The sequence below is a fragment of the Nesterenkonia salmonea genome (assembly GCF_005771525.1).
Lineage (GTDB): Bacteria > Actinomycetota > Actinomycetes > Actinomycetales > Micrococcaceae > Nesterenkonia > Nesterenkonia salmonea.
In genome coordinates, this window is sequence record NZ_VAVZ01000003.1 from 52895 (window position 1) to 73095 (window position 20201).

Annotated in this window: 22 protein-coding genes; 13 read left to right on the forward strand and 9 right to left on the reverse strand. The window is 61.2% G+C overall.

Annotation, left to right across the window (positions count from 1 at the left end):
* Positions 1–29 precede the first annotated feature (29 nt).
* Complete coding sequence (locus FEF26_RS01595; RefSeq protein ID WP_138251787.1) at positions 30–989, forward strand: cation diffusion facilitator family transporter; 960 nt, start codon at positions 30–32, stop codon at positions 987–989.
* Between the two features lie 134 nt (positions 990–1123).
* Complete coding sequence (gene thpD / locus FEF26_RS01600; RefSeq protein ID WP_138251788.1) at positions 1124–2023, forward strand: ectoine hydroxylase; 900 nt, start codon at positions 1124–1126, stop codon at positions 2021–2023.
* A 31-nt stretch (positions 2024–2054) separates the two neighbouring features.
* Here thpD and FEF26_RS16335 read toward each other — a convergent pair whose 3' ends face one another.
* From FEF26_RS16335 to rpmI, 4 genes are all read right to left on the reverse strand, one after another.
* Entirely contained in the window at positions 2055–2441 is a 387-nt protein-coding gene (locus FEF26_RS16335) for an RNHCP domain-containing protein (protein WP_138251789.1), read from the reverse strand.
* Entirely contained in the window at positions 2371–3372 is a 1002-nt protein-coding gene (locus tag FEF26_RS01610) for a TrmH family RNA methyltransferase (RefSeq protein WP_243730351.1), read from the reverse strand. The genes FEF26_RS16335 and FEF26_RS01610 overlap by 71 nt, the downstream gene beginning before the upstream one ends.
* 234 nt (positions 3373–3606) lie before the next feature.
* A complete protein-coding gene (rplT, locus tag FEF26_RS01615) occupies positions 3607–3993 on the reverse strand; it encodes a 50S ribosomal protein L20 (RefSeq protein ID WP_138251790.1) in 387 nt (128 codons plus the stop codon).
* Between the two features lie 50 nt (positions 3994–4043).
* On the reverse strand, positions 4044–4238 hold the full coding sequence (gene rpmI, locus FEF26_RS01620) for a 50S ribosomal protein L35 (protein ID WP_120004476.1): 195 nt from the start codon (positions 4236–4238) through the stop codon (positions 4044–4046).
* Between rpmI and FEF26_RS01625 the strand changes: the two genes are divergently transcribed.
* Positions 4238–4537 carry a hypothetical protein gene (locus FEF26_RS01625; RefSeq protein ID WP_138251791.1) on the forward strand — a complete coding sequence of 100 codons (300 nt, stop codon included), beginning with the start codon at positions 4238–4240 and terminating at the stop codon, positions 4535–4537. The two genes, rpmI and FEF26_RS01625, sit on opposite strands and share 1 nt — an antisense overlap.
* Here FEF26_RS01625 and infC read toward each other — a convergent pair.
* On the reverse strand, positions 4524–5258 hold the full coding sequence (infC, locus tag FEF26_RS01630) for a translation initiation factor IF-3 (RefSeq protein WP_341805133.1): 735 nt from the start codon (positions 5256–5258) through the stop codon (positions 4524–4526). The two genes, FEF26_RS01625 and infC, sit on opposite strands and share 14 nt — an antisense overlap.
* 105 nt (positions 5259–5363) lie before the next feature.
* Between infC and FEF26_RS01635 the strand changes: the two genes are divergently transcribed.
* From FEF26_RS01635 to FEF26_RS01665, 7 genes are all read left to right on the forward strand, one after another.
* Complete coding sequence (locus FEF26_RS01635) at positions 5364–5723, forward strand: DUF1844 domain-containing protein (protein WP_138251852.1); 360 nt, start codon at positions 5364–5366, stop codon at positions 5721–5723.
* 112 nt (positions 5724–5835) lie between these two features.
* Entirely contained in the window at positions 5836–7083 is a 1248-nt protein-coding gene (locus FEF26_RS01640; protein WP_138251793.1) for a glycosyltransferase family protein, read from the forward strand.
* Between the two features lie 14 nt (positions 7084–7097).
* Positions 7098–8348: a glycosyltransferase family 4 protein gene (locus tag FEF26_RS01645; RefSeq protein ID WP_138251794.1), complete on the forward strand. Its 1251-nt coding sequence runs from the start codon at positions 7098–7100 to the stop codon at positions 8346–8348.
* Entirely contained in the window at positions 8345–9604 is a 1260-nt protein-coding gene (locus FEF26_RS01650; RefSeq protein WP_138251795.1) for a glycosyltransferase family 4 protein, read from the forward strand. Before FEF26_RS01645 ends, FEF26_RS01650 begins: the two co-directional genes overlap by 4 nt.
* Positions 9604–11433, forward strand: coding sequence for an ABC transporter ATP-binding protein (locus FEF26_RS01655; RefSeq protein ID WP_138251796.1), 1830 nt, complete (start codon positions 9604–9606; stop codon positions 11431–11433). The genes FEF26_RS01650 and FEF26_RS01655 overlap by 1 nt, the downstream gene beginning before the upstream one ends.
* The gene (locus FEF26_RS01660) at positions 11430–12617 is read left to right on the forward strand and encodes a phosphotransferase family protein (RefSeq protein WP_138251797.1); all 1188 of its coding nucleotides are present in this window, start codon (positions 11430–11432) and stop codon (positions 12615–12617) included. Before FEF26_RS01655 ends, FEF26_RS01660 begins: the two co-directional genes overlap by 4 nt.
* On the forward strand, positions 12614–13693 hold the full coding sequence (locus FEF26_RS01665; protein ID WP_138251798.1) for a hypothetical protein: 1080 nt from the start codon (positions 12614–12616) through the stop codon (positions 13691–13693). Before FEF26_RS01660 ends, FEF26_RS01665 begins: the two co-directional genes overlap by 4 nt.
* Here the strand turns inward: FEF26_RS01665 and FEF26_RS01670 are convergent.
* Positions 13690–14091, reverse strand: coding sequence for a hypothetical protein (locus tag FEF26_RS01670; protein WP_138251799.1), 402 nt, complete (start codon positions 14089–14091; stop codon positions 13690–13692). The two genes, FEF26_RS01665 and FEF26_RS01670, sit on opposite strands and share 4 nt — an antisense overlap.
* A gap of 142 nt (positions 14092–14233) precedes the next feature.
* On the opposite strand from FEF26_RS01670, the gene FEF26_RS01675 reads away from it, so the two are divergent.
* On the forward strand, positions 14234–14638 hold the full coding sequence (locus FEF26_RS01675) for a hypothetical protein (RefSeq protein ID WP_138251800.1): 405 nt from the start codon (positions 14234–14236) through the stop codon (positions 14636–14638).
* A gap of 121 nt (positions 14639–14759) precedes the next feature.
* Here FEF26_RS01675 and FEF26_RS01680 read toward each other — a convergent pair whose 3' ends face one another.
* Together FEF26_RS01680 and FEF26_RS01685 are read right to left on the reverse strand one after the other, a co-directional pair.
* On the reverse strand, positions 14760–15008 hold the full coding sequence (locus tag FEF26_RS01680) for a WhiB family transcriptional regulator (RefSeq protein WP_028463811.1): 249 nt from the start codon (positions 15006–15008) through the stop codon (positions 14760–14762).
* 140 nt (positions 15009–15148) lie between these two features.
* On the reverse strand, positions 15149–16372 hold the full coding sequence (locus FEF26_RS01685; RefSeq protein ID WP_166432870.1) for a phosphotransferase family protein: 1224 nt from the start codon (positions 16370–16372) through the stop codon (positions 15149–15151).
* An 88-nt stretch (positions 16373–16460) separates the two neighbouring features.
* Between FEF26_RS01685 and FEF26_RS01690 the strand changes: the two genes are divergently transcribed.
* Together FEF26_RS01690 and FEF26_RS01695 are read left to right on the forward strand one after the other, a co-directional pair.
* The gene (locus FEF26_RS01690) at positions 16461–17978 is read left to right on the forward strand and encodes a sensor histidine kinase (protein ID WP_243730352.1); all 1518 of its coding nucleotides are present in this window, start codon (positions 16461–16463) and stop codon (positions 17976–17978) included.
* Positions 17975–18634: a response regulator transcription factor gene (locus tag FEF26_RS01695; protein WP_138251802.1), complete on the forward strand. Its 660-nt coding sequence runs from the start codon at positions 17975–17977 to the stop codon at positions 18632–18634. Before FEF26_RS01690 ends, FEF26_RS01695 begins: the two co-directional genes overlap by 4 nt.
* A gap of 38 nt (positions 18635–18672) precedes the next feature.
* Here FEF26_RS01695 and FEF26_RS01700 read toward each other — a convergent pair whose 3' ends face one another.
* The gene (locus tag FEF26_RS01700) at positions 18673–20199 is read right to left on the reverse strand and encodes a sensor histidine kinase (protein ID WP_138251803.1); all 1527 of its coding nucleotides are present in this window, start codon (positions 20197–20199) and stop codon (positions 18673–18675) included.
* Positions 20200–20201 lie beyond the last annotated feature (2 nt).

The following is a 20201-nucleotide window of genomic DNA, read 5'->3' on the forward strand; positions in this document are numbered from 1 at the left end:
TCTCAATAACTTGGACTTATTGTGAATACATGGGATTCGGCCACAGTCATTCGGGCAGTCGCGCTACCGCCGGCACACATGGCACCGGGCAGCGACGTCGTCTAGTAATCGCCTGCGTCATTACTCTGAGCATCGTTGCCGTTCAAGGGATTGGGGCGTGGCTCACCGGTTCCCTGGCCTTGCTGACGGACGCTGTTCACTCGCTTGCGGACAGCATTGGACTAGTGATGGCGGTCATAGCTGCAAGTCTGATGTATCGCGGCGTCAGCGGCACACGCACCTGGGGATACCGCCGTGTGGAGATCATTGCCGCAGCCGCACAGGCAGGTCTGCTGGCGGGAATCGGCACATACGCTGCTGTCGAAGGGATCTCCCGACTCTACGAGCCCCAAGAGGTACTGCACGTGGAGCTGCTACTCTTCGGCGCGGCAGGACTTTTCGGAAACATCATCTCGCTCCTGGTACTAGCACCCCGGCGCACGGAAAACCTGAACCTGCGAGCCGCCTTCCTTGAGGTCTCCGCCGATGCGCTTGGATCGTTGGGAGTCATGGTGGCCGCAGTGGTTATCTGGCTCACCAGCTGGCATCAGGCGGATGCTGTGGTGGCCCTTCTCATAGCGGCGATGATCGTGCCACGAGCGATACTGCTCCTGCGGGAAACTGGCCGAGTACTGTTGGAATTTACCCCACGCGGCCTGGATCTCGTTGAGGTACGTCGGCACATCATGGCGGTTGACCATGTCCAGGACGTCCACGATCTGCATGCCTCTACTGTGGCTACGGGACTGCCCGTCGTATCAGCGCATGTGGTGGTGGATGAGTCGTGCTTCACCAGCGGTTGCGCCCCGGACAAGCTGGCCGAACTGAGCACCTGCCTCTCTGACCACTTCACTGTGTCGATTACACACTCGACTTTCCAGCTGGAGACCGCCGAACGCGCTTCCAATGAGCGCCTCACCCCCGGTGGGCAACCCTGCACACGATTCTGAATGGGGGTTGCAGTCCTATCCGAACCTGATACGGTCCTGGTGGCGGCGCCAGCGTAGGCGCACCTTCTTTGGGGTACGACTGCGGCGGGCGTCGTTGATCGACCGTGCAACCCAGACACAAGGAGGTGTGGCGCATGACCACCGTTGCCCCCGAAGTGACAGACCTGTATCCGACCCGCAAGGGTGAGAATCGCGTTATCCCACGGCAGGACGAGGTCGTCCAGGGCGCAGCCGATCAGGGCCCCTTGAACGCCCATACGTTGGAGGATTTTGATCAGCTCGGGTACCTGACGATCAACCAGCTCATCACAGATGATGAACTGGAACTGTTCCGCAATGAACTCCAGCGCCTCGCAAAAGACCCTGAGGTCAAAGCTGAGCGGCACACGGTGGTGGAAGCCAGCTCGAACGAAGTGCGTTCAATCTTCGATGTTCACAAAACCAACGAGATCTTTCGGAAGATCGCCCAGGATCCGCGCATTGTGGACAGGGCACGGCAGATTCTCGGCTCGGAGGTCTACATCCATCAGAGCCGGATCAACTACAAGCCTGGCTTTGTGGGCAAAGAGTTCACATGGCATTCCGATTTTGAGACCTGGCATGCCGAGGACGGAATGCCGAAGCCGCGCGCTGTGAGCATCTCGATCTCCCTGACGGACAACTACTCCTTCAATGGACCGTTGATGATCATGCCCGGTTCCCATAAGCACTATGTCTGCGCGGCTGGGGAAACCCCTGAGAACAACCACGAACAGTCGCTCATCATGCAGGGCGCAGGTGTGCCGGACCCACAGACTTTGGCTGAATTCGCAGACAGGTTCGGCATTGACGTGCTGGAGGGTCCCGCCGGTGGTGCGATCATGTTTGATTCCAACTGCATGCACGCCTCCAATGGGAACGTCACGCCGTATCCGCGCTCCAACGTGTTTATCGTCTACAACTCAGTGGAGAACACCCTCCAGGAGCCCTTTGCAGCGCCGACGCGGCGGCCTGAGTTCCTGGGAAGCAGGGACTTTACACCGGTGGGTGATTGAGGAGCCTCGCGAGTGGGCTGGCTGAGGTTGGTCAGTGTGGGCGCTGCAGGGCGATGATGGCGTCCATATCATCATCGGGCGCGGTTTTGTTCCGGTCTGTTGCCCCGCAGGCTGTGCAGCGATGAATGAGGATGTAGCCCTTCTTGCCGGAGTAGTCGACACCGACCGGTTTCATCGGCGCGCCACATTGGGCGGCCCGATCCCCTGGCAGCTCATCCACATGACGGGACCACAAGCAGTGCGGGCAATGATTGCGATAGCTGCCCCCGGTATGCCGCGCGATCTTGCCGCCGCACTGGATGCAGCTAAACCCAGTATTTTCTACGTTGCGCCTGCCTAGGGCGGCATCACTGCCGGAGCTCACCAGGAGCCTCCACGCCTGACACCGGTGCCAGGTCCTGCGCTGTGGCTGTGGCATAGAGACACAGAGTTGCTGCAGTAGAGACGTTCAGCGACTCCGCCCGGCCATAGATGGGAATCGAGACTGCGGCATCAGCCAGAGCGAGCTCATGCGCGCTGAGTCCTTGAGCCTCATTGCCGAACAGCCACAGTGTCCGACCAGCGGCGCTGACTCGCCGCCCTGCGGTCGAAGGCGAACTAAGCTCATGGAGTGTCAGATCCGCCTGACCCGCGGCGGCCAGCACCTGAACTCCGTTTGGCTGAACAAAACGGGCATATTCAGCGATGTCTATACCGGTGAATATCGGCAGATGGAAATGCGACCCCGCTGCAGCCCGCACAACTTTTGGGGACCATGGGTCCGCTGAGCCGGCAGCGAGCACTACGAGCTCGGCCCCTGCAGCATCAGCGGCCCGGATGATGGTTCCCACATTGCCCGGATCTTGAACCCGAACAACACCTGCTATGAGGGAGACAGGTGAAGCTACCGTAGCCGACTCAAGCGACCGAAAGTCAGCATCTCCGTCGGGGATGCGCGAGACCGCAACTAAACCCTGGGAGGTCTCAGCGTCCCCCATGGCGGCCAGTACTTCCGGTGTCGCTTCGCGGAGAAACGGTCGGGCATCACGCGGCAGATCGATGGTGGGGTCGAAGAGCACTCCACGCATACGGTCCAGAAGTGCCTCGACATCCGGGAATCTCTGGACCGCCGCGGCGTCGAAAAACAGTGCATCCAGCTGGGGAAGTCTGGGGGCCTCGGGGGCCCCGGGAAGTGCCACAGCGTCGTCGGGTTCATATCTGGCCAACCAGACTTTCAGCGCCTCCCGCACCGGCTGAGGGCCCTCAGCCAGAAATAAGCGCTGCTTCTTCCGTCCGCCTCGTGTGGCTAATGCAGCGACACGCTTGACGCGCTCACTGCGGGGGTTGTCCATGAGATATTCGTCAGTCACTAGGTCATTCTCTCAGGCCCCAGTGCACAATCGGATAGGACGCTGCAGAAGGCCTCCTTAAGAGTCCTATCGAGTCTCGCACAAACACCGGAAATATCGGCTCAGCTGGCACAGGCGATGGGATGAAGAGTGGCGCGAGTGCTGGTGTCCCAACGAGCGCGCGATAACCGGGTATTAACGCAGCAATGCCCGCTCCACCGAGTGGAAGCGGGCATTGCGTGTCTGCTCAGAAGATCAGGCGTTGGCCTTCGGAGCGTTGACGTCGGAAGGCAGAGCCTTGCGGGCGGTCTCAACCAATGACCCGAAGGCGTTCGAGTCGGAGACGGCCAGCTCGGCCAGCATCCTGCGGTCAACCTCTACACCGGCAGCCTTCAAACCCTGGATGAAGCGGTTGTAGGTCATGCCGTGAGCGCGGGAAGCAGCATTGATGCGCTGGATCCAGAGACGACGGAAATCGCCTTTGCGCTTCTTGCGGTGCTGGTAGTTGTAGGTGTAGCTGTGCAGCAGCTGCTCTTTAGCCTTGCGGTACAGGCGGGAGCGCTGTCCGCGGTAGCCGGAAGCCCGGTCAAGGACTTTACGGCGCTTCTTGTGGGCGTTGATAGCCCTTTTTACACGTGCCATTACTATTTCTCCTGTGAGCTAAGTCTGTGGTCTTGCTTGATGCTTGTGGCTCAGAGGCCCAGCATCTTTTTGATGCGCTTTTCGTCGGCCTTGGTTACGATCTGGTCAGATGCCAGGCGACGGGTCAGACGCGAAGACTTGTGCTCCAGGTAGTGGCGGCGGTTAGCCTGCTGGCGCTTGATCTTGCCGGAGCCGGTTTGCTTGAATCGCTTTTTGGCTCCGGAGTGAGTCTTGTTCTTCGGCATTGAGCCGCACTCCTTCTGTTCGTTCGGACCTGCAGTACCTTGGAATGATCGACGGAACAATCACGACGACGGCACAGAGGTGGACTGCCCAACTCATCAAAGATGAGCAGCAGTCCCTTTGTCTTGGACTGGAAGCGCGCTCCGCAAGCGGGCACAATGCCTCCAGGCCCAGCAGCCAATACTACGGGAACACCACTGCTGACCAAAATTTCCTGGCCAGCGCCGCTGGCGACCACCTGGCTGGAAGGCCTCTTCTTCGAGACCTGCAGTCAGGTGTGGGCCAAATCAGCGGTTCTTGAGCTCGTCCGGGAGGTAGTCCTCCATGGAATTGGAGAGCGGCTTGACGTCCTTCTGATCAGTGGACATCCGCTTCTGGCGCTCCTGAGTCTTCTGGGCGCGACGCTCATTCTTAGCTTTGGTCTTGGCCTTGTTGTCCTCATTGTCCGAGACTTCACCGTCACCGGTGGCGGCAGCCTTCGCCTGCTGAGCCTTAGTGCGCAGGGGTCCCACGACCATCACCATGTGCCGGCCGTCCTGGCGAGGGGAAGACTCCACCTGACCCAAGTCGGCGACGTCTTCGCTGAACCGCTGAAGGAGCCGCACGCCCATCTCTGGGCGCTGCTGCTCACGTCCACGGAACTGAATCATCGCTTTGACCTTGTCACCGGCGTCGAGGAAACGCCGGGCGTGACCAACCTTGGTGTGGTAGTCGTGGTCGTCAATCTTCAGCCGGAAGCGGACTTCCTTGAGCGTGGTGGTTGACTGGTTCTTGCGGGATTCACGGGCCTTGACGGCGGCCTCGTACTTCCACTTGCCGAAGTCCATCAGCTTGCAGACGGGCGGCTTGGCCTGCGGAGCAACCTCGACCAGATCAAGATCAGCTTCGCCCGCCAAACGCAGTGCGTCTTCAATTCTGACGATGCCCACTTGTTCCCCTTGGGGCCCAACGAGACGGACTTCTGGAACTCGGATACGGCTGTTGATGCGTGGTTCGCTGATCTGTCTTGCTCCTGATTCGATGAGTTACTCTCTGAGGCCGATGTTTAGGCACGCAGTGGCGCGGTCCAAATCGACTGTGAGAATCTTATCAGTATGACTAGTGACCAGAACACCCCGGATACCGCAATGACGCCGGATGATGACATCGCCTCACTCACAGGCACCCATACGCGTGACATTGCAGAGGTACCCGCCGTTGAGCTGATCAACACCGTGGCTGTGCACCTGATGAGTGCCGCAGCAGTGAAAACCGGCTTGGCAGACGGACCAGATGCAGCCGATCTTCAGGATCTCGATGAGGCACGCAAACTCATTACCGCCCTTGCTGGGTTGGTGACCGCAGCAGCACCGGAGGTCGGCTCTACCCATGCAGCTCCCCTGCGCGACGGAGTCCGCTCCCTGCAGCTGGCATTCCGCGAAGCATCGATTATCACCGACGCTCCCGGCAAGGGCCCCGGTGAGAAGTGGACCGGGGCGGTCAGCTAACCCCTTCTGACCATGGGTCGAGGGACTGCGACTCGAAAAATGAGAAAACCCGCCTGAACTTCTCATAGTCGTCTCATGGCTGTCTCACTTTCGCCGACCAGGCTGGGTGACCATGAGCATTACAGTCGCAATGTACTCCCACGACTCCGTGGGACTTGGTCACGCCCGTAGAAACCGCGCCTTGGCCTTCGCCCTGGCGGCAGACCTTCCGCGCATCACCGGCGAACGAGTCCGCGGCCTCCTGGTCGCCGGGCATCCGGGCGCCACAGCCGATGCCCTGCCCGACGGTTGGGACTGGCTTGTGCTGCCCGGGTTCACCGCGACTGCTTCCGGGTACACCTCCCGCAGCCTCGATGTCAGTTCCGAACGCCTGTGGCATCTGCGCAGTTCCACAGCAGCGGCAGCCCTTGAGGCGATGAACCCAGACCTATTCATCGTGGACCGGCACCCTTTCGGCGTAGACAACGAGCTACTCCCCGCCCTAGAAGCACTTCGTGGTGCGGGCACCCGGTGCGTTCTCGGTATGCGCGATGTCCTGGACCGCCCCGAGGTCGCCAGTCAGGAATGGACCGGCCTCGGCGGAGCAGCTGGAGTTGCGCACTATTACTCGGCGCTCTGGATCTACGGCGATCGTGGAGTCCACGACCCGCTGGCCACCGGGGAGATCCCACCTGAGCTGTCCTCTATGACGACGTTCACCGGCTTTCTTTCCCACGGCAGACCCGATGACCCACTGAACGCAGCAGTGCCCACCACCGAGCCCTATGTGCTGACCATGGTCGGGGGCGGCTCCGACGGCAAATCTGTGGCGTTGGCCGCAACGCAGGCGCATATCCCTGCCGGTCACCGCCACCTCATCCTCACCGGTCCTCAGATGCCACCCGCGGACCATCAGCAGATTCTCGACGCTGTACATCACTCCCCTACGGCTCCGGACCGGGTCCACATCACCCGCTACGCGCCTTATGTGCCGCACCTGGTGCGGGACGCATCCGCCGTGATCTCAATGGGCGGGTACAACTCGCTTGCCGAGATCATGGCCACCGCGACTCCTGCGCTCATCGTGCCCCGCAGCTCACGGCGCCAGGAGCAACGGATCCGCGCCCGTGCTTTGGCCGCTGTGCAAGCAGTCGACACGATCACCCCTGAACACCTCAGCTCCGAGGCGCTTTCCGCCTGGTTGACCAGCTCTGTCGGCCAGAGGTGCCAGCGCGACGCCCTGGATCTGGACGGACTGACCAGGCTCGGCGATATCGCCGCACTCGAGCTCGCCGCGGGGAAAAAACTCAAACGCCCCTCAGAATCTCCCGCAGATTCGACTCTTGAACCCACCGCAACCATTGACGCACTCCCACACTAAGAGGTCGATTCCAGATGCCCACTACACCCGTTATCGGTTACGTCCTGAAGATGTACCCCAGGTTCTCAGAAACGTTCATTGTCTCTGAGATCCTGGCACGCGAAGCAGCTGGAGAGCGCATCGTCATCTTCAGCCTGAGACCACCCGCCGACACGCGCTTTCACGCAGAGTTGGCGCAGGTCAAAGCTCCCGTGATCCATCTCCCACGGACCTCGAACGCGGCCAAACTCTGGCAGCGCTTGGCTGAGGTCTGCGATAACCCGCGCCTAGGAGCCGGAATTCAACGCAGGATCTCCGACCTGCTGGAGGCAGACCTCGACGACGCTTTTCAAGCCGTAATGCTCGCCCAGGCGGCACAGCAGCATGGTGTGACACACCTGCACGCTCACTTCGCATCAGTGGCAACAACCGTCGCAAGACTAGCGGGGGCCATAGCGGAACTTCCCTACTCCTTCACCGCTCACGCCAAAGACATCTTCCACGAGGATGTAGACCAGCAGGAGCTGGAACAGAAACTCTCCGACGCCCACCACTGCGTGACGATCTCGGAGTACAACCTGCGTGATCTGCGCCGCCGCTTCCCAGCTGCCACCGATCGGCTCCACTTGGTGCGCAACGGCCTATCGCTGGAGAAGTTCCCCTACCAGCCACACCGGCAGCCCCCGACCGTACCTCGTATCCTCGCCGTGGGGAGGCTAGTGGAGAAAAAGGGTTTCGGCTTCCTCATAGATGCCATTGCCGGGCTTCGAGAACGTGGACTTCACGCTCAGGCCGATATTGTTGGCGACGGCCCGCTGGCTGGGGAGCTGGAGTCGCAGATCGCACAACGGGGCCTCCAGGACAGCGTCCACCTGCTCGGTGCCCGCACCCAGTCCGAGGTCTCGCATCTGATGGGTTGCCATGATGTGTTCGCCGCGCCGTTCGTTGTCGGATCCGACGGCAACGCAGACGGGCTCCCGACAGTACTGCTAGAAGCGATGGCCCGCGGTATCCGCTGTGTGGCCGCTGATGTGACGGCGGTCGGTGAAGTGATCCGCGATTCTGAGACCGGCTGGCTCGTACCCTCCGGTGATGTCGAAGCGCTCATCACCGCGCTTGCCGATGCAGTGCGCCGTGTGGAGCCAACGGTCGTCACAGATGCTGCCCGGGCCCTGGTGGAACTGGAATTCGACTCCGTACGCCAGGCGGCCCAACTCCGCGAGTTGGTCAGCTCTGGGGTTCCGGAACCCGTCCCCGCTCTCGGCCGGTTGGAGGTGCTGTCATGAGAATCGCCTACATGCTCGCCGACCCAGGCATCGGGGTCTTCGGCACTAAAGGCGCCAGTGTTCATGTCCAAGAGATGATCCGCGCTTTCCGCGCTCTAGGACATGAGGTCACAGTTTTCGCGACCAAGCGGGGTCGCCGCAACGACGACGCCACAACCGAGCATGTGCCAGCTGACCTGAAAGACCTCCCCGTCTTCGTGGTGCCTGTCTCTGGCGCATCAAGTGCCGCCGACCGCGAGGAATCCATCTCCCGGACCGCAGCCCGCATGGCCGAATTAGCGGCTGAAGGCAACTTCGACCTCGTCTATGAGCGCTATTCACTCTTCTCCACTGCCGGGGCTCAGCTGAAGTCCCGGTACAGCTCTGATACCCCGGAGTCCGTTCCTGCGCTGGTGGTCGAAGTCAACGCTCATCTGCTCGCCGAGCAGGCGGAGCACCGCACGCTGCACAACGCCCAGGCAGCCATGCGGTCCACACTGCAGACCTTCGCTGCGGCTGATGTGATCAGCTGTGTCTCCGAGCCGTTGGCGGAATGGGTCGGCGGGCTGCTGAACGATTCGACCAACGGGGAGATTGTGGTCAACCCGAATGGTGTGGATCCTGAGCGTTTCAGTCAGTCTGGCCGTGGAGTCAGCGAGGATGAACACCACCGGTTCACTGTAGGTTTCCTGGGCACGCTGAAGCCGTGGCACGGCACTGACACGTTGCTAAAAGCCTGTGCTGCGGAACTCGCAGGAGCTGACATCCCATGGCAGTGCGAAATCCTCGGTGATGGGCCTCAGCGCGGACAGCTCGAAGATCTCGCAGATTCGCTTGGCATCCGCGACCGTGTGATCTTCCATGGCGCTGTGGCACCAGAAGACGTTCCTTCAGCACTGGGTAAATGGGATGTCGGCGTCGCTCCCTATCCTGCTGCCATTCGGCACAAGGACCACTACTTCTCTCCGTTAAAGGTATATGAGTACATGGCGGCGGGGCTTCCCGTTGTGGCCTCGAACATCGGGGAAATTCCTGAGGTCATCAAAGAGGGGGAAACTGGCCTGCTGGTCCCGGGGTCGAATCCTGCGGCATTGGGCGCGGCCCTGGGACGGCTGGAGCGCGAACCGGAAACCCGGGCCAGAATGGGTGCTGCCGCCCGCACATGTGCTTGCGAGCATCACAGCTGGCTCTCCCGTGCCAAGGTTCTGCTCGAAGTCTTGGGGCGGCATGGCTGCGCAACAGGTTCGTTGACTCACAGTGCAGTGGAGACGTGCTGATGGCCAAGAAAACTCCTTCTATCAACCGTAAGGCGCTGACGAGTACACTGCGGATGGTCTGGCCGTTCGTCAAACGCCACAAGCTTCTCGTGGGTTTGGGTTTCCTGGCCCTGATGGGCGATGTGCTGTTCCGCATTTTGGAACCCTGGCCGATCAAGTACGCCATTGATGCAGTGTCCGATGCGCTCGGCGCTGAGCTGGAGACCACCGCAGACGGCTCCGGGAACGTGGTCGGCGTCGTCGTGTTCTGGTCGGTGGCGCTGGCCGTCATCGTCGCGGGACGCGCCATGTGCAACTACGGCTCAACTATCGCTTTCGCCAAGACCGGGGTGAAGGTCGCCGCCAGGCTGCGGTCCAAAGTGTTTGAGCACATTCAGTCCCTGTCTTTGCGTTACCACTCCACGGCCAGCGTCGGCGACACCTCACAACGCCTGGTCGGCGATATGGGGCGCCTTCAGGAAGTAGCGGTCACTGCGGGACTTCCCATGGTGGGCAACCTGCTGACCCTGCTGACACTGTTTATTGTGGTGATAGTCCTCAACCCGGTGTTGGCACTGGTGGTCATCGCCACAGCTGGCGGATATCTCCTCGCATCGAAGGTCCTATCACCCAAGATCACCTCTGCCGCTCGGGCCACCCGCAAAGGTGAAGGCCAGTTGGTCGGCGATGCCGCCGAAGCACTGGCTGCGATCCGCGTGGTTCAGGCCTACGGCTTGGAGGACACGGTCGCTTCCGGTTTCGCCGCCGGGAACAATAAGGCGCTCAAAGCGGGTATTAAGGCTCGCCGACTGGCAGCCCGGCTGGAGCGCTCCACCGACTTCATGGTGGGCATCGCCACCGCCGTAGTCCTTGGGTTCGGCGGCTGGCAGGTTCTGGTCGGAGTGATGACCCCGGGTGACATGGTGCTTTTCCTGATGTATCTGAAGATCGCGATGAAGCCGCTGCGCGATATGGCCAAGTACACCGGCAGGATTGCACGCGCCACCGCCTCCGGGGAGCGTATTGCTGCTCTGTTGGACGAGCCGGTGGAGGTCAAGGACCCTGCCGAGCCGCTCCCTATGAGAGATGTCAACGGAGAACTCTGCTTCTGGCACATAGATGCCCTCGATGGGCGGGGCGCATCGCTGTTCGATGACCTCACCCTGAAGATTCCCGCCGGGCAGCGGGTAGCTCTGCTTGGCCCTTCAGGCGCGGGAAAATCCACTTTGGCCGGCTACCTCATGAGGCTGGCGGACCCGGACTCCGGGACGGTGATGATCGACGGCTACTCCACTCGCAACGTGACGATCACAGAGCTGCGGAGCAACATCGCCACACTGCTGCAGGAGTCGGTGCTGTTTTCCACCACGATCGCTGAGAACATCCGCTACGGACGTCAGGATGCCACGGACGCGGAGGTTCTGGAAGCGGCCTACCGGGCGGGGGCCCATGACTTCATCGTCGCACTCCCGCAGGGATATGACACGGTGCTGGGCAACCGGGGCGACACTCTCTCCGGCGGCCAGCGCCAACGGATCGCCATCGCACGCGCCCTGGTGCGTGAAGCGCCCATCGTGCTGCTCGACGAGCCGACATCAGGTTTGGACCCCGCCTCGCGTGCCACCGTGGAGGACTCGATTCGCGAGCTGACTCGGGGCCGAACCACAGTGGCCATCACGCATGACCTATCCATGATTCAGGGGTTCGACCGCGTCCTCTGGTTGGAGCACGGGCGCATTGCAGAGGACGGCTCACCGCAGGAGCTCCTGATGGATCCCACATCAAAGCTCGCCCAGTGGGCAGGAAGTCAGCGTCGCGCCATGGAGTCAGCCTCGGAGGTCCAGTCATGACACCCTCCACCAAGGGGTCCGCACTCACAGCCGCAGAGGCCGATCGTCTAGTCGCCGAGGCCTTGGATCTGCCCGGAGCGAATGAGGTACTCAACTCCACTCAGCTCTCAGTTCTGCTCGGACGATCCGTGATCATTGAGCACCTCAGGGTCAAGCCGAAACACTCTATTGTGGTGGCCCACACGGACCAGCACGGTGAGTACGGGTGGACGATGCTGACCAGCGATCCCGACAAGTTCGGTAAGGCTCGGCAGCGTGCGGTGGACTCTGGTCAACAGTTCCGCATTCACCGCCATGAATCCAACGGTTTTCTCTGCAGCGGCTCACTCTGGAGTGACCCTGAACTGGCGAAAGGCCTCGCAGATGCGCGCAGTGCCCTGGATGAGCGGGAAGGGCGGACCGTGGAATGGAAAATCTTGAGGTACAACCCCCGCCGCCGCGTGGTCGCGATGGTTGATGCAGGCAGACATCCGAAGATCGCTCGCGTGGTCGCCGGAGAGGTCAGCACACTGCTCAGCACCTTCTCCAGGTGGCGTGAGTGGAATGTGCCGGTCACCCATGCGGTACCACTGGGCAGCCGGGGATCAGCCACGCTCGCGCCACTCTGGGGCGCAGGAGATCTCCTGCACATCCCCTACGAGCCGGCAGCTGAGTCAGCTGGTCGGGCCCTCGGCAGGCTGCACGCCACGCCTCACACCCGGACTCCGCGCCAGGCAGTCTGCGCGGATCCTCTGCGGACGGCGGCAGCACTAGACGTTGTGGCTCCTTGGGCAGCTGAAAGGGCCCGCGATCTTGGGAACCGCTGTGTCCAAGAGTTCTCCCGGAGTCAGGGGTTTGAGGCCACACACATTCATGGCGATTTCTCACCCGATCAGGTCATCCTGGCCGCTGAGGACAGTCACAAGATCCGCGTCATCGATCTGGAGCGCGCTGGATTCGGTCACCCCATGCAAGACATTGGGTCGTGGTTAGCTACATGCCGCCAGGCCGAGCGCACCGAGCTCATTGCCCCGTTCCTCGCAGGATATGAGGCCTGCCTCCGCATACATCCTGGGGCTGCAAATGCGTGGGAGGCATACTGCCACCTGGCAAGAGCCGCAGATTTCTTCCGTCACCGCCACCCCGAGTGGCCCGCACAGACAATTCGTACTCTGGACCTCGCAGAGGAAGCACTCACACAATGAAAACAGCACTCCCGGAATTGACCTCCCAGCCCGCTCCCCTGCTGCCACCGGCTCATCTCGAGAGCACGGACGGCACCCTGACCCTGAGCCGCGCCTGGCCCCTGCCCAAAGACAGCGAACCACTAGGCAGCCTCGCCGTGGAGCTACGCGGACCCGAAGGCATTCGAGCCGGATGGTGGCGCTCTGGAGCTTTCAACCTGTTGGCGGAGGGAGAGGACCCGAAGCTGCGCATGCTCAACCGCGTCGTGGCAAACGGCCAAGACAGTCAGCACACGGCGGTGGTTTCTCACCGACCTGGCAAACGCGCGGTCGTCCGCGTCGATGGCAGCCACGGCAGTACATTCATCAAAGTGGTTAAGCGAGGCAAAGCCTCCGGCATTCTGGCCGGCATACAACGCGCTGGCTCGTTCGATGGTCCCTTCCGCCTGCCTAGAGTAGAAGAGCACACAGAATCCACGGTCACCTTTAGTGCCCTCGGTGGAGTAAGTCTCCACGACCCGTCTGTCCTGGGACCGGATAGCTGGGAAAGAGCGTGGACCGAAACTGTGGAGGCCTGGGCTGAATCTGTCAGATCTCCCCGGGGTACAGAGTCAGCGCTGGTCCACCGTGCCGAAGCCGAGGTGGGTGTGCTCCGCCATTGGCTCCACATGACGTGGCAGTACCTCGAAGATGCTGACCGGACACGCCACCTCATCGATGATGTGAGCACTAAACTATTGGGGCTCACCGAGGACCGCCTCGTACCCGCACATCGTGATCTTCATGACAAGCAGCTGATGTGGTCACCTCAGCTCGGGCCTGGTCTCTTGGACGTGGACACCGCGTGCTTGGCTAATCCTGCCTTAGATGTGGGAAACCTCCGCGCCCACTCGCTACTGCGGGAGCTCCAAGGCCTCTGGACCGCGCAACAGGCAGAAGCGGTCCGATTTAGCCTCGACGAAACAGCAGAGACCTGCCACATCCCCCGGCATGCAGTCGCCCTCTATGAGCAGGCGGCGCACCTGCGATTAGGGCTCGTTTACTCCGTACGACCGCAGTACGCCGAGATCGCCGCTCATTTGCGGCAGCACTGTTAGTTCGATGCCGTCTCAAGCCAATCCACTGTGGGCCTGATGAAGAGAAGCACCAGAGCCACGCCCGCCGGAACCAGGAAGACCAGCCCGGTGATCAGATCTCCTCCTGCAAAGAAGCTGAACGACAGCACCACGATCAGCAGTTGGAGGACCATTGCTGGAGTTCGTGCAGAGGAGGAGCCAGCGAATATCCGGAAGCCCAACAGGACCAGGACGGCGCCGGTGAGAATATAGAGCACTGTCAACGCGATGGTGCCTGCTGTGTCCAGAACCTGCGCATCCGAGCTGATGGCAGTCAGCAGGGTGCCCAGGATGATTGCAGCACCCTGGAAGAACAGGACCACGTAAATGGTCCACACTGATGCCGGGCGTGGAGGCTTGGCTGAGGGCTTCTCTGACATGAAAACTATTGAACCACCTGCCGGGTCTTGGACCGAAAGATGAGAGAGATCTCATGCCATATTCCTCCTACTCTCACCATCACCGCCCAGAGTGGGAACGTAAGATCATTGAGGAACGTCCTAACGAGGAGCAGCAGACGCCATGAGCCGACAGACCACCTGGGTCATCACCGGAGCGCTGAGCATTGTGGCCCTAGGCGGTGGCACAGCAGTCCTCGCCGCCACAGGCCAGAACACTGACCAGGACTTCGGTCCTGCTGTGGAAGTCACCACCACTTCTGAGCCGACACCGTCACAGTCCACTGCTCCGTCGCCTTCGCCGTCTGAGACAACAGGGTTGACGACGGCATCAACTCCGACCACACCACCATCACCGGAGAGCCCCACCTCGAGTCTGCCCCAGCAGCAGCCCAGCCCCGCACAGACCAGTCAAGCTCCGGCACCGCAGACGGTTAATCCCGCGCCGCCGCAGAGCTGGAGTTCTCCCAGCACATGGTCGCCTGTCTCTGTGTCGACGTGGTCGCCACCTTCCAGTCCCAGCAGCTAGCGGAATCTACGTTCGCCTGGGGTGAGGTGAACCCACCAGGCGACGCGCGAAAAAGGGTGGTGCCCCGTTCTCCCGAAGGAGATACGGGGCACCACCCTTAAACGCTCAGTGCTGTGACTTCTCAGCTGGCCCTTCGGGCTCGAGCTGCGCGGCGTTTGAGCGCGCGCCGCTCATCCTCTGACATGCCACCCCAGACGCCGGCGTCCTGGCCGGTGTCCAGTGCCCATTGCAGGCAGGTGTCCATCACAGGGCAGCGCCGACACACGCTCTTAGCTTCTTCAATCTGAAGCAGAGCGGGGCCGGTGTTGCCGACGGGGAAGAAGAGCTCGGGATCCTTGTCCAGACAAGCTGCTCGGCTGCGCCAATCCATGGCGATCACTACTCCTTGCGCTTGACAACGTAGTCCGCGTCAAGCAGGTCTTGGATGCTTTAGTATTAAAGGCTGGCATGTTACGGCCAGGCAAACAAGACCTCTCAGCCGACGAATTTTACTAAACACTGTGTGATTGGTCACTTTTGATCAAAAACGGGGTGCCCAATGCAGCTCATGTGGCCAGTGTCGAGTAGGTGCTCCGCTTGTGAAATGTAGTAGTCCAGCTGCTGCGGTGACCGGGCGCCTGGGGCAATGGAAAGCAGCGATGCCGCCGTCCGGGCCAGCAGGTCTTCCCCATAGGCGCCTGCAGTCGCGCCCCACATCTCTGTCACGAGGGCCGGGACTCCCCCGTAGCCAGCAGCATCGAAACTGGGCAGAGCCAACAGATGCGCGCACATGGTGGCCAGGTCATCTGCACGATTTCCAGGACCCACCGTGTCAGCGTCGATCAGCGCTGAGGGCCACTGAGCGTCCTCGGTGAGGAAAAGGTTGGCTGGATGGAAATCACCATGAGTTGGCGTGCGAGACTGTGTTGATGAGCGCGCCTGTCTTATGATGCGGCTGGTCAGGGTGTCCACTCTGCGGCGGTCGGCACCTCCAATGACGAGAGCATCGATCATGCTGCCGAACCTCTCAATGACGGGAGAACGCGCGCGCAGATGCAGGGCCTGTGGGGTGATGGCCTGCAATGCGGAGATGATCACATCTGGGGTGATGCTCACTTCCGGGTTTGGTGAGCTCGGCTGGTAGAGGAGTTCTGTCAGGGCGACTCCTGGTGCTTGGTCCATCATGAGAATTCCTCCCCCCAAGTCTGTGGTCGGTGGGGTGAGCGTGCAGGCTCGGTGTCGGGCGAGAAGCTCAGCAGCCTTGCTTGGCCTCACCACTTTGAGGAAGAGCACTCGGGGGCCCGAGTCAGAGACCACCGCGACGCGGTAAACCGCTCTGCGCAAGGGCCGCAGCACGAGCATCTGAACATCGGTGACTGTGAGTTCCTCATCCAACCCGGCAGCGAGACAGTCAGTCAGCGATGTGGGAGTTTCGATGACGTGCAGTCCGGGAAGTTCGGGGTCCGATGGGTGGGCCCAGATGAAGAGGGCTCCAACCCCGGCTTCACAGCGAACGGCTCCCAGGCGTTGACGATCAGTCTCGCTCAGCGTCCGGGTACTTGCAACAAGTGTGATGTGAGTACCCGAGACTGTGGCGTTGAACCGTGCCGAGGTCTCGCCGTGTGGCCGTGAGTACACGCGGTCAAGGGACCACGATTCCAAGTCCCAGCCAGAGGAACGCACAGCGGTCTCCAGCAGTGGGCCCACCTCAGAGGTGCGCAGCAACTGCTCAAGGGGCCAGTTCAGGATTCGCATTATGGCCATCCTAGGCAAAGGAAGTGATGAGAAAACTCTCATGGGGTTTCGGGACTATGAGCAGCAGACTAGTGAGAAACTGTAGCGTGTGAGCGAAACGATCGCGGCCACTGAGCCCATGCGCGGAATGCGGCGTGTTCTGCTCAGTGCGTCCTCCGTGCGGACCCGGATTCTGGCCGCTGTGGTCGGGCTCGCCGCACTGGCGCTTGTGGTCTCGGGGTACACCGTGTTCTATCTGCAGCTCATGCAGGTTCAGGATCGGATCGACGCTGAGCTTGAAGCTGACGCTCGTGAATTCGTGGTTCTGCACGAGGTGGGAGTTGACCCCAGCACAGGCGAGGCCTTCGCCTCACCCTCAGATTTGGTGCGGACTGCCATGGAACGCATCATTCCCACTCGTCACGAAGGCGTGCTCGGGATGGTCGACGGTGAGGTGATGTACACGTCCCCGGTAGCGGACGTCGCTCTCGAAGATGATCCTGAACTCGTAGCGTCGTTGGGCGGCTATGCCACGGCTGAGCGAGCCCAGTTCACTACCATCTCGACTGAACTGACGACGTACCGCGCCGTCGTCGTTCCTGTCCAAGCGAGTCTTGACGAGGAGCCTGGGGCGGGGAATAACCAAGCGGGTGCGGCTTTCGTCATGGCCTACGATCAGTCGGCGGAGCGGGCGCAGTTCTCTGGAGTGTTCGTCACATACACCGGGGTCGCCGCGTTCTCTCTATTGGTCGTCGCACTGGTTGGATGGCTTGTCGCAGGCCGTCTTCTGCACCCCATACGCCTCTTGGCAGAAACCTCGCATCGCATCACGCAGGAGGACTTGACGGAGCGCATTCCGGTGACAGGCAATGATGATCTTGCGGCGATGACACGGTCGGTCAATGACATGCTCGACCGCCTTGAGGGCGCCTTCACCGCACAGGCGCATTTGATTCATGATGTAAGCCACGAACTGCGTACACCCTTAACGATCATTCGAGGGCACCTGGAGGTGCTCCATACAGATGATCACGAGGATGTGCTGGCCACCCGGGAGTTGGCGTTGGATGAGCTCCAACGCATGAACCGAGTGATCGACGATCTCACGACGCTGGCGCAGGCCGACCGGCCCGATTTCGTCTCACCGGTGCCGGTGGACCTTGGGACGCTGACTGATGAGGTCTACGACAAGATCTTTGCATTAGGTGACCGACGCTGGCTGGTCACTGAACGGGCAGAAGGTGAAGCAGTCATTGACCGCGAGCGCATCACGCAGGCTCTGGTCCAGCTGGCTGCAAACGCGGTGAAGTTCTCACCGCCGGGCTCGGTGGTTTCTCTTGGCTCGCGAGTGCAGGAAGACTCTGTCATCTTCACGGTCCGAGATCAGGGTGCAGGTATCGCTGCGGAGGATCTGGACCGCATCTTTGACCGGTTCCACCGCAGCGATACCTCGCAACCCGGTTCGGGGCTCGGGCTGCCCATTGTCAAAGCTATTGCTGAGGCCCATTCGGGGTCCATCCACGCCGAGTCAGAGGTGGGGTCCGGAGCGACCTTCAGTCTCATCCTGCCTCAGTCGGCGCATTCCTCCACTCATTCTGAGCACACGCCGAAGGACACTGATTTATGACAAATATTCTGATCATTGAGGATGAGGACCGGATTGCATCCTTCGTGGAGAAGGGCCTCCGGTCGGCTGGTTATGCCGCAGTCCGCGCCGCGACGGCCGGGGAAGGTTTTGAGTTTGCGCTGAACACCTCCGTAGATCTGGCCGTTCTGGACCTGGGACTACCTGACGAGGACGGACTGCGGCTGTTGTCGCGGTTGCGCGCCAAAGGCTTTTCTGCGCCGGTGATCATCCTGACTGCGCGGGACACTCCCGCCGACACTGTCAAGGGCCTGGAATCAGGAGCGGACGACTATATGGCTAAGCCGTTCAGCATAGACGAGCTGCTGGCTCGGAGCCGGCTGCGTTTGCGCGGGGGCTCTGCTGAGGAGCCCACGACGTTGAACGCTGGACGCATCACGTTGGACCTGCACTCACGGAAGGTGAAGGTCGACGGTGCCGAACACGAGCTGTCCTCGCGAGAATTCACCCTGGCGGAGACGTTTCTGCGGCACCCCGGTCAGGTGTTGTCGCGTGAGCAACTCTTGGAGATGGTGTGGGGGTACAGCTTTGATCCGGGATCGAATCTGGTCGATGTGTACGTTCGCTACCTGCGAGCCAAGATCGGCGCCGAGACCATCAAGACGGTGCGAGGTGTCGGCTACCGCTTGGAGGCATGAGCCAGCCCAATCTGCTCCGAAACATGACGTGGGTGCCCCTAGCCAAGAATCGGGGCTCGAAGAAGCACCCGGGTTCCGGGCCGGAGGGGGTTCTGCTGATGCCCAGGTAGCCACTCGATAGCGCCTGAGAGTTCACCACGCACCAGCGTTCGCACGATTTGGAGCCCCAACCCAGGTTCCCACTCACCCTCAGGGATTCCGATCCCATCGTCGGTGAGCTCGATTTCGAGCCGCTGGCGTCCAGCCGCGTCGGTGGGACGGTTCACGCTCAGCGTCACCCGCAAACGCTCATCTGGTGGAAAGTCAGGAAGGCCATGCTCCACGGCATTGGCGACTATTTCTGTGATGACCAGCACCAGCGGTGTCACCATATGGGGCGGAAGCTGCCCGAAGCTGCCTTCGAGACGAGTCTCCGCCATGCGATCGGACTGTGCCATCTCAGCAGCCAAATGCAGCTGCCTACGCATCAGCTCATCGACATCTACGCTCTCCTCCAATCCCTGAGAGAGCGAATCGTGAACCATGGCAATAGTCTCCACCCGGCGCATGGCACGCCTGAGCCCGTCGCGGCCTTCGAATGAGTCCATCCGCCGGGACTGCATGCGCAGCAGCGCTGAGACTGTTTGGAGATTGTTCTTCACCCTGTGGTGAATCTCCTTGATGGTCGCATCTTTGCTCATCAGCTGCTTATCTCTGCGGCGAAGTTCCGTCACGTCCCGGCAAAGCACCAGCGCCGCGAAGCGTTCTCCGCCCTTCAGCAGCGGAATGGAGCGCAGAGTGACTGCTGCTCCATGAGCCTCCAGCTCAGCGCGCATCGCGCGGCGCCCGGTGAGCATCAGCGGTTGGGACTCATCGACGGCTACCCCAGTAGCACGTTGGAGCTCGGCGCCGATCCCGGCAAGTGATCTGCCTTCGAGGGAGTCCTGAACTCCAAGCCGCAGGAGGGCTGAGACGGCGTTGGGACTGGCGAAGGTGATTTTCCCATCGGTGTCGAGACGGAGAAGCCCATCCCCGACCCGAGGGGCACCCGAATAGCCGGTGAACTCTTGGGAGGCGTCCGGCCATGCGCCTTCGGCGACCATTGTGAGCAGATCGGCTGCGCAGCGCCGATAGGTGAGTTCCATCCGGGAAGGGGTCCGCAGAGCAGCAACGGAGAAGTGCAAGGTAATCACCGCGACGGTCTTACCGGCACGTACCAACGGTATGGCAGTGACGCGCATCCGCGCTGGCGAGGGCTGGCCCTGGTCTGAGGAGTTGGTCTCTACCTGGGCAACCCAGGCACGTTCCACCATACGCCGGAGGTCAGCGCGGATTCGGTCACCCACCACGTCTCGGTGGACAAGGGTCTGTGTCGTTGAAGGTCGCGCCTGGGCCAAGGCCACATAGGTGCGCCCTTCCGGTTCCACGACACCGTCATCCGTACTCGGGAACCAGAGCACAAGGTCTGAAAACGCCAGATCGGACAATAGCTGCCAGTCACCGACGAGGGCGTGCAGCCATTCCACATCCTGGCGGGTCAGGTGCCGGTTGCTGTCAAGCCGTTCGCTGAGAACATCTACGCCCACCG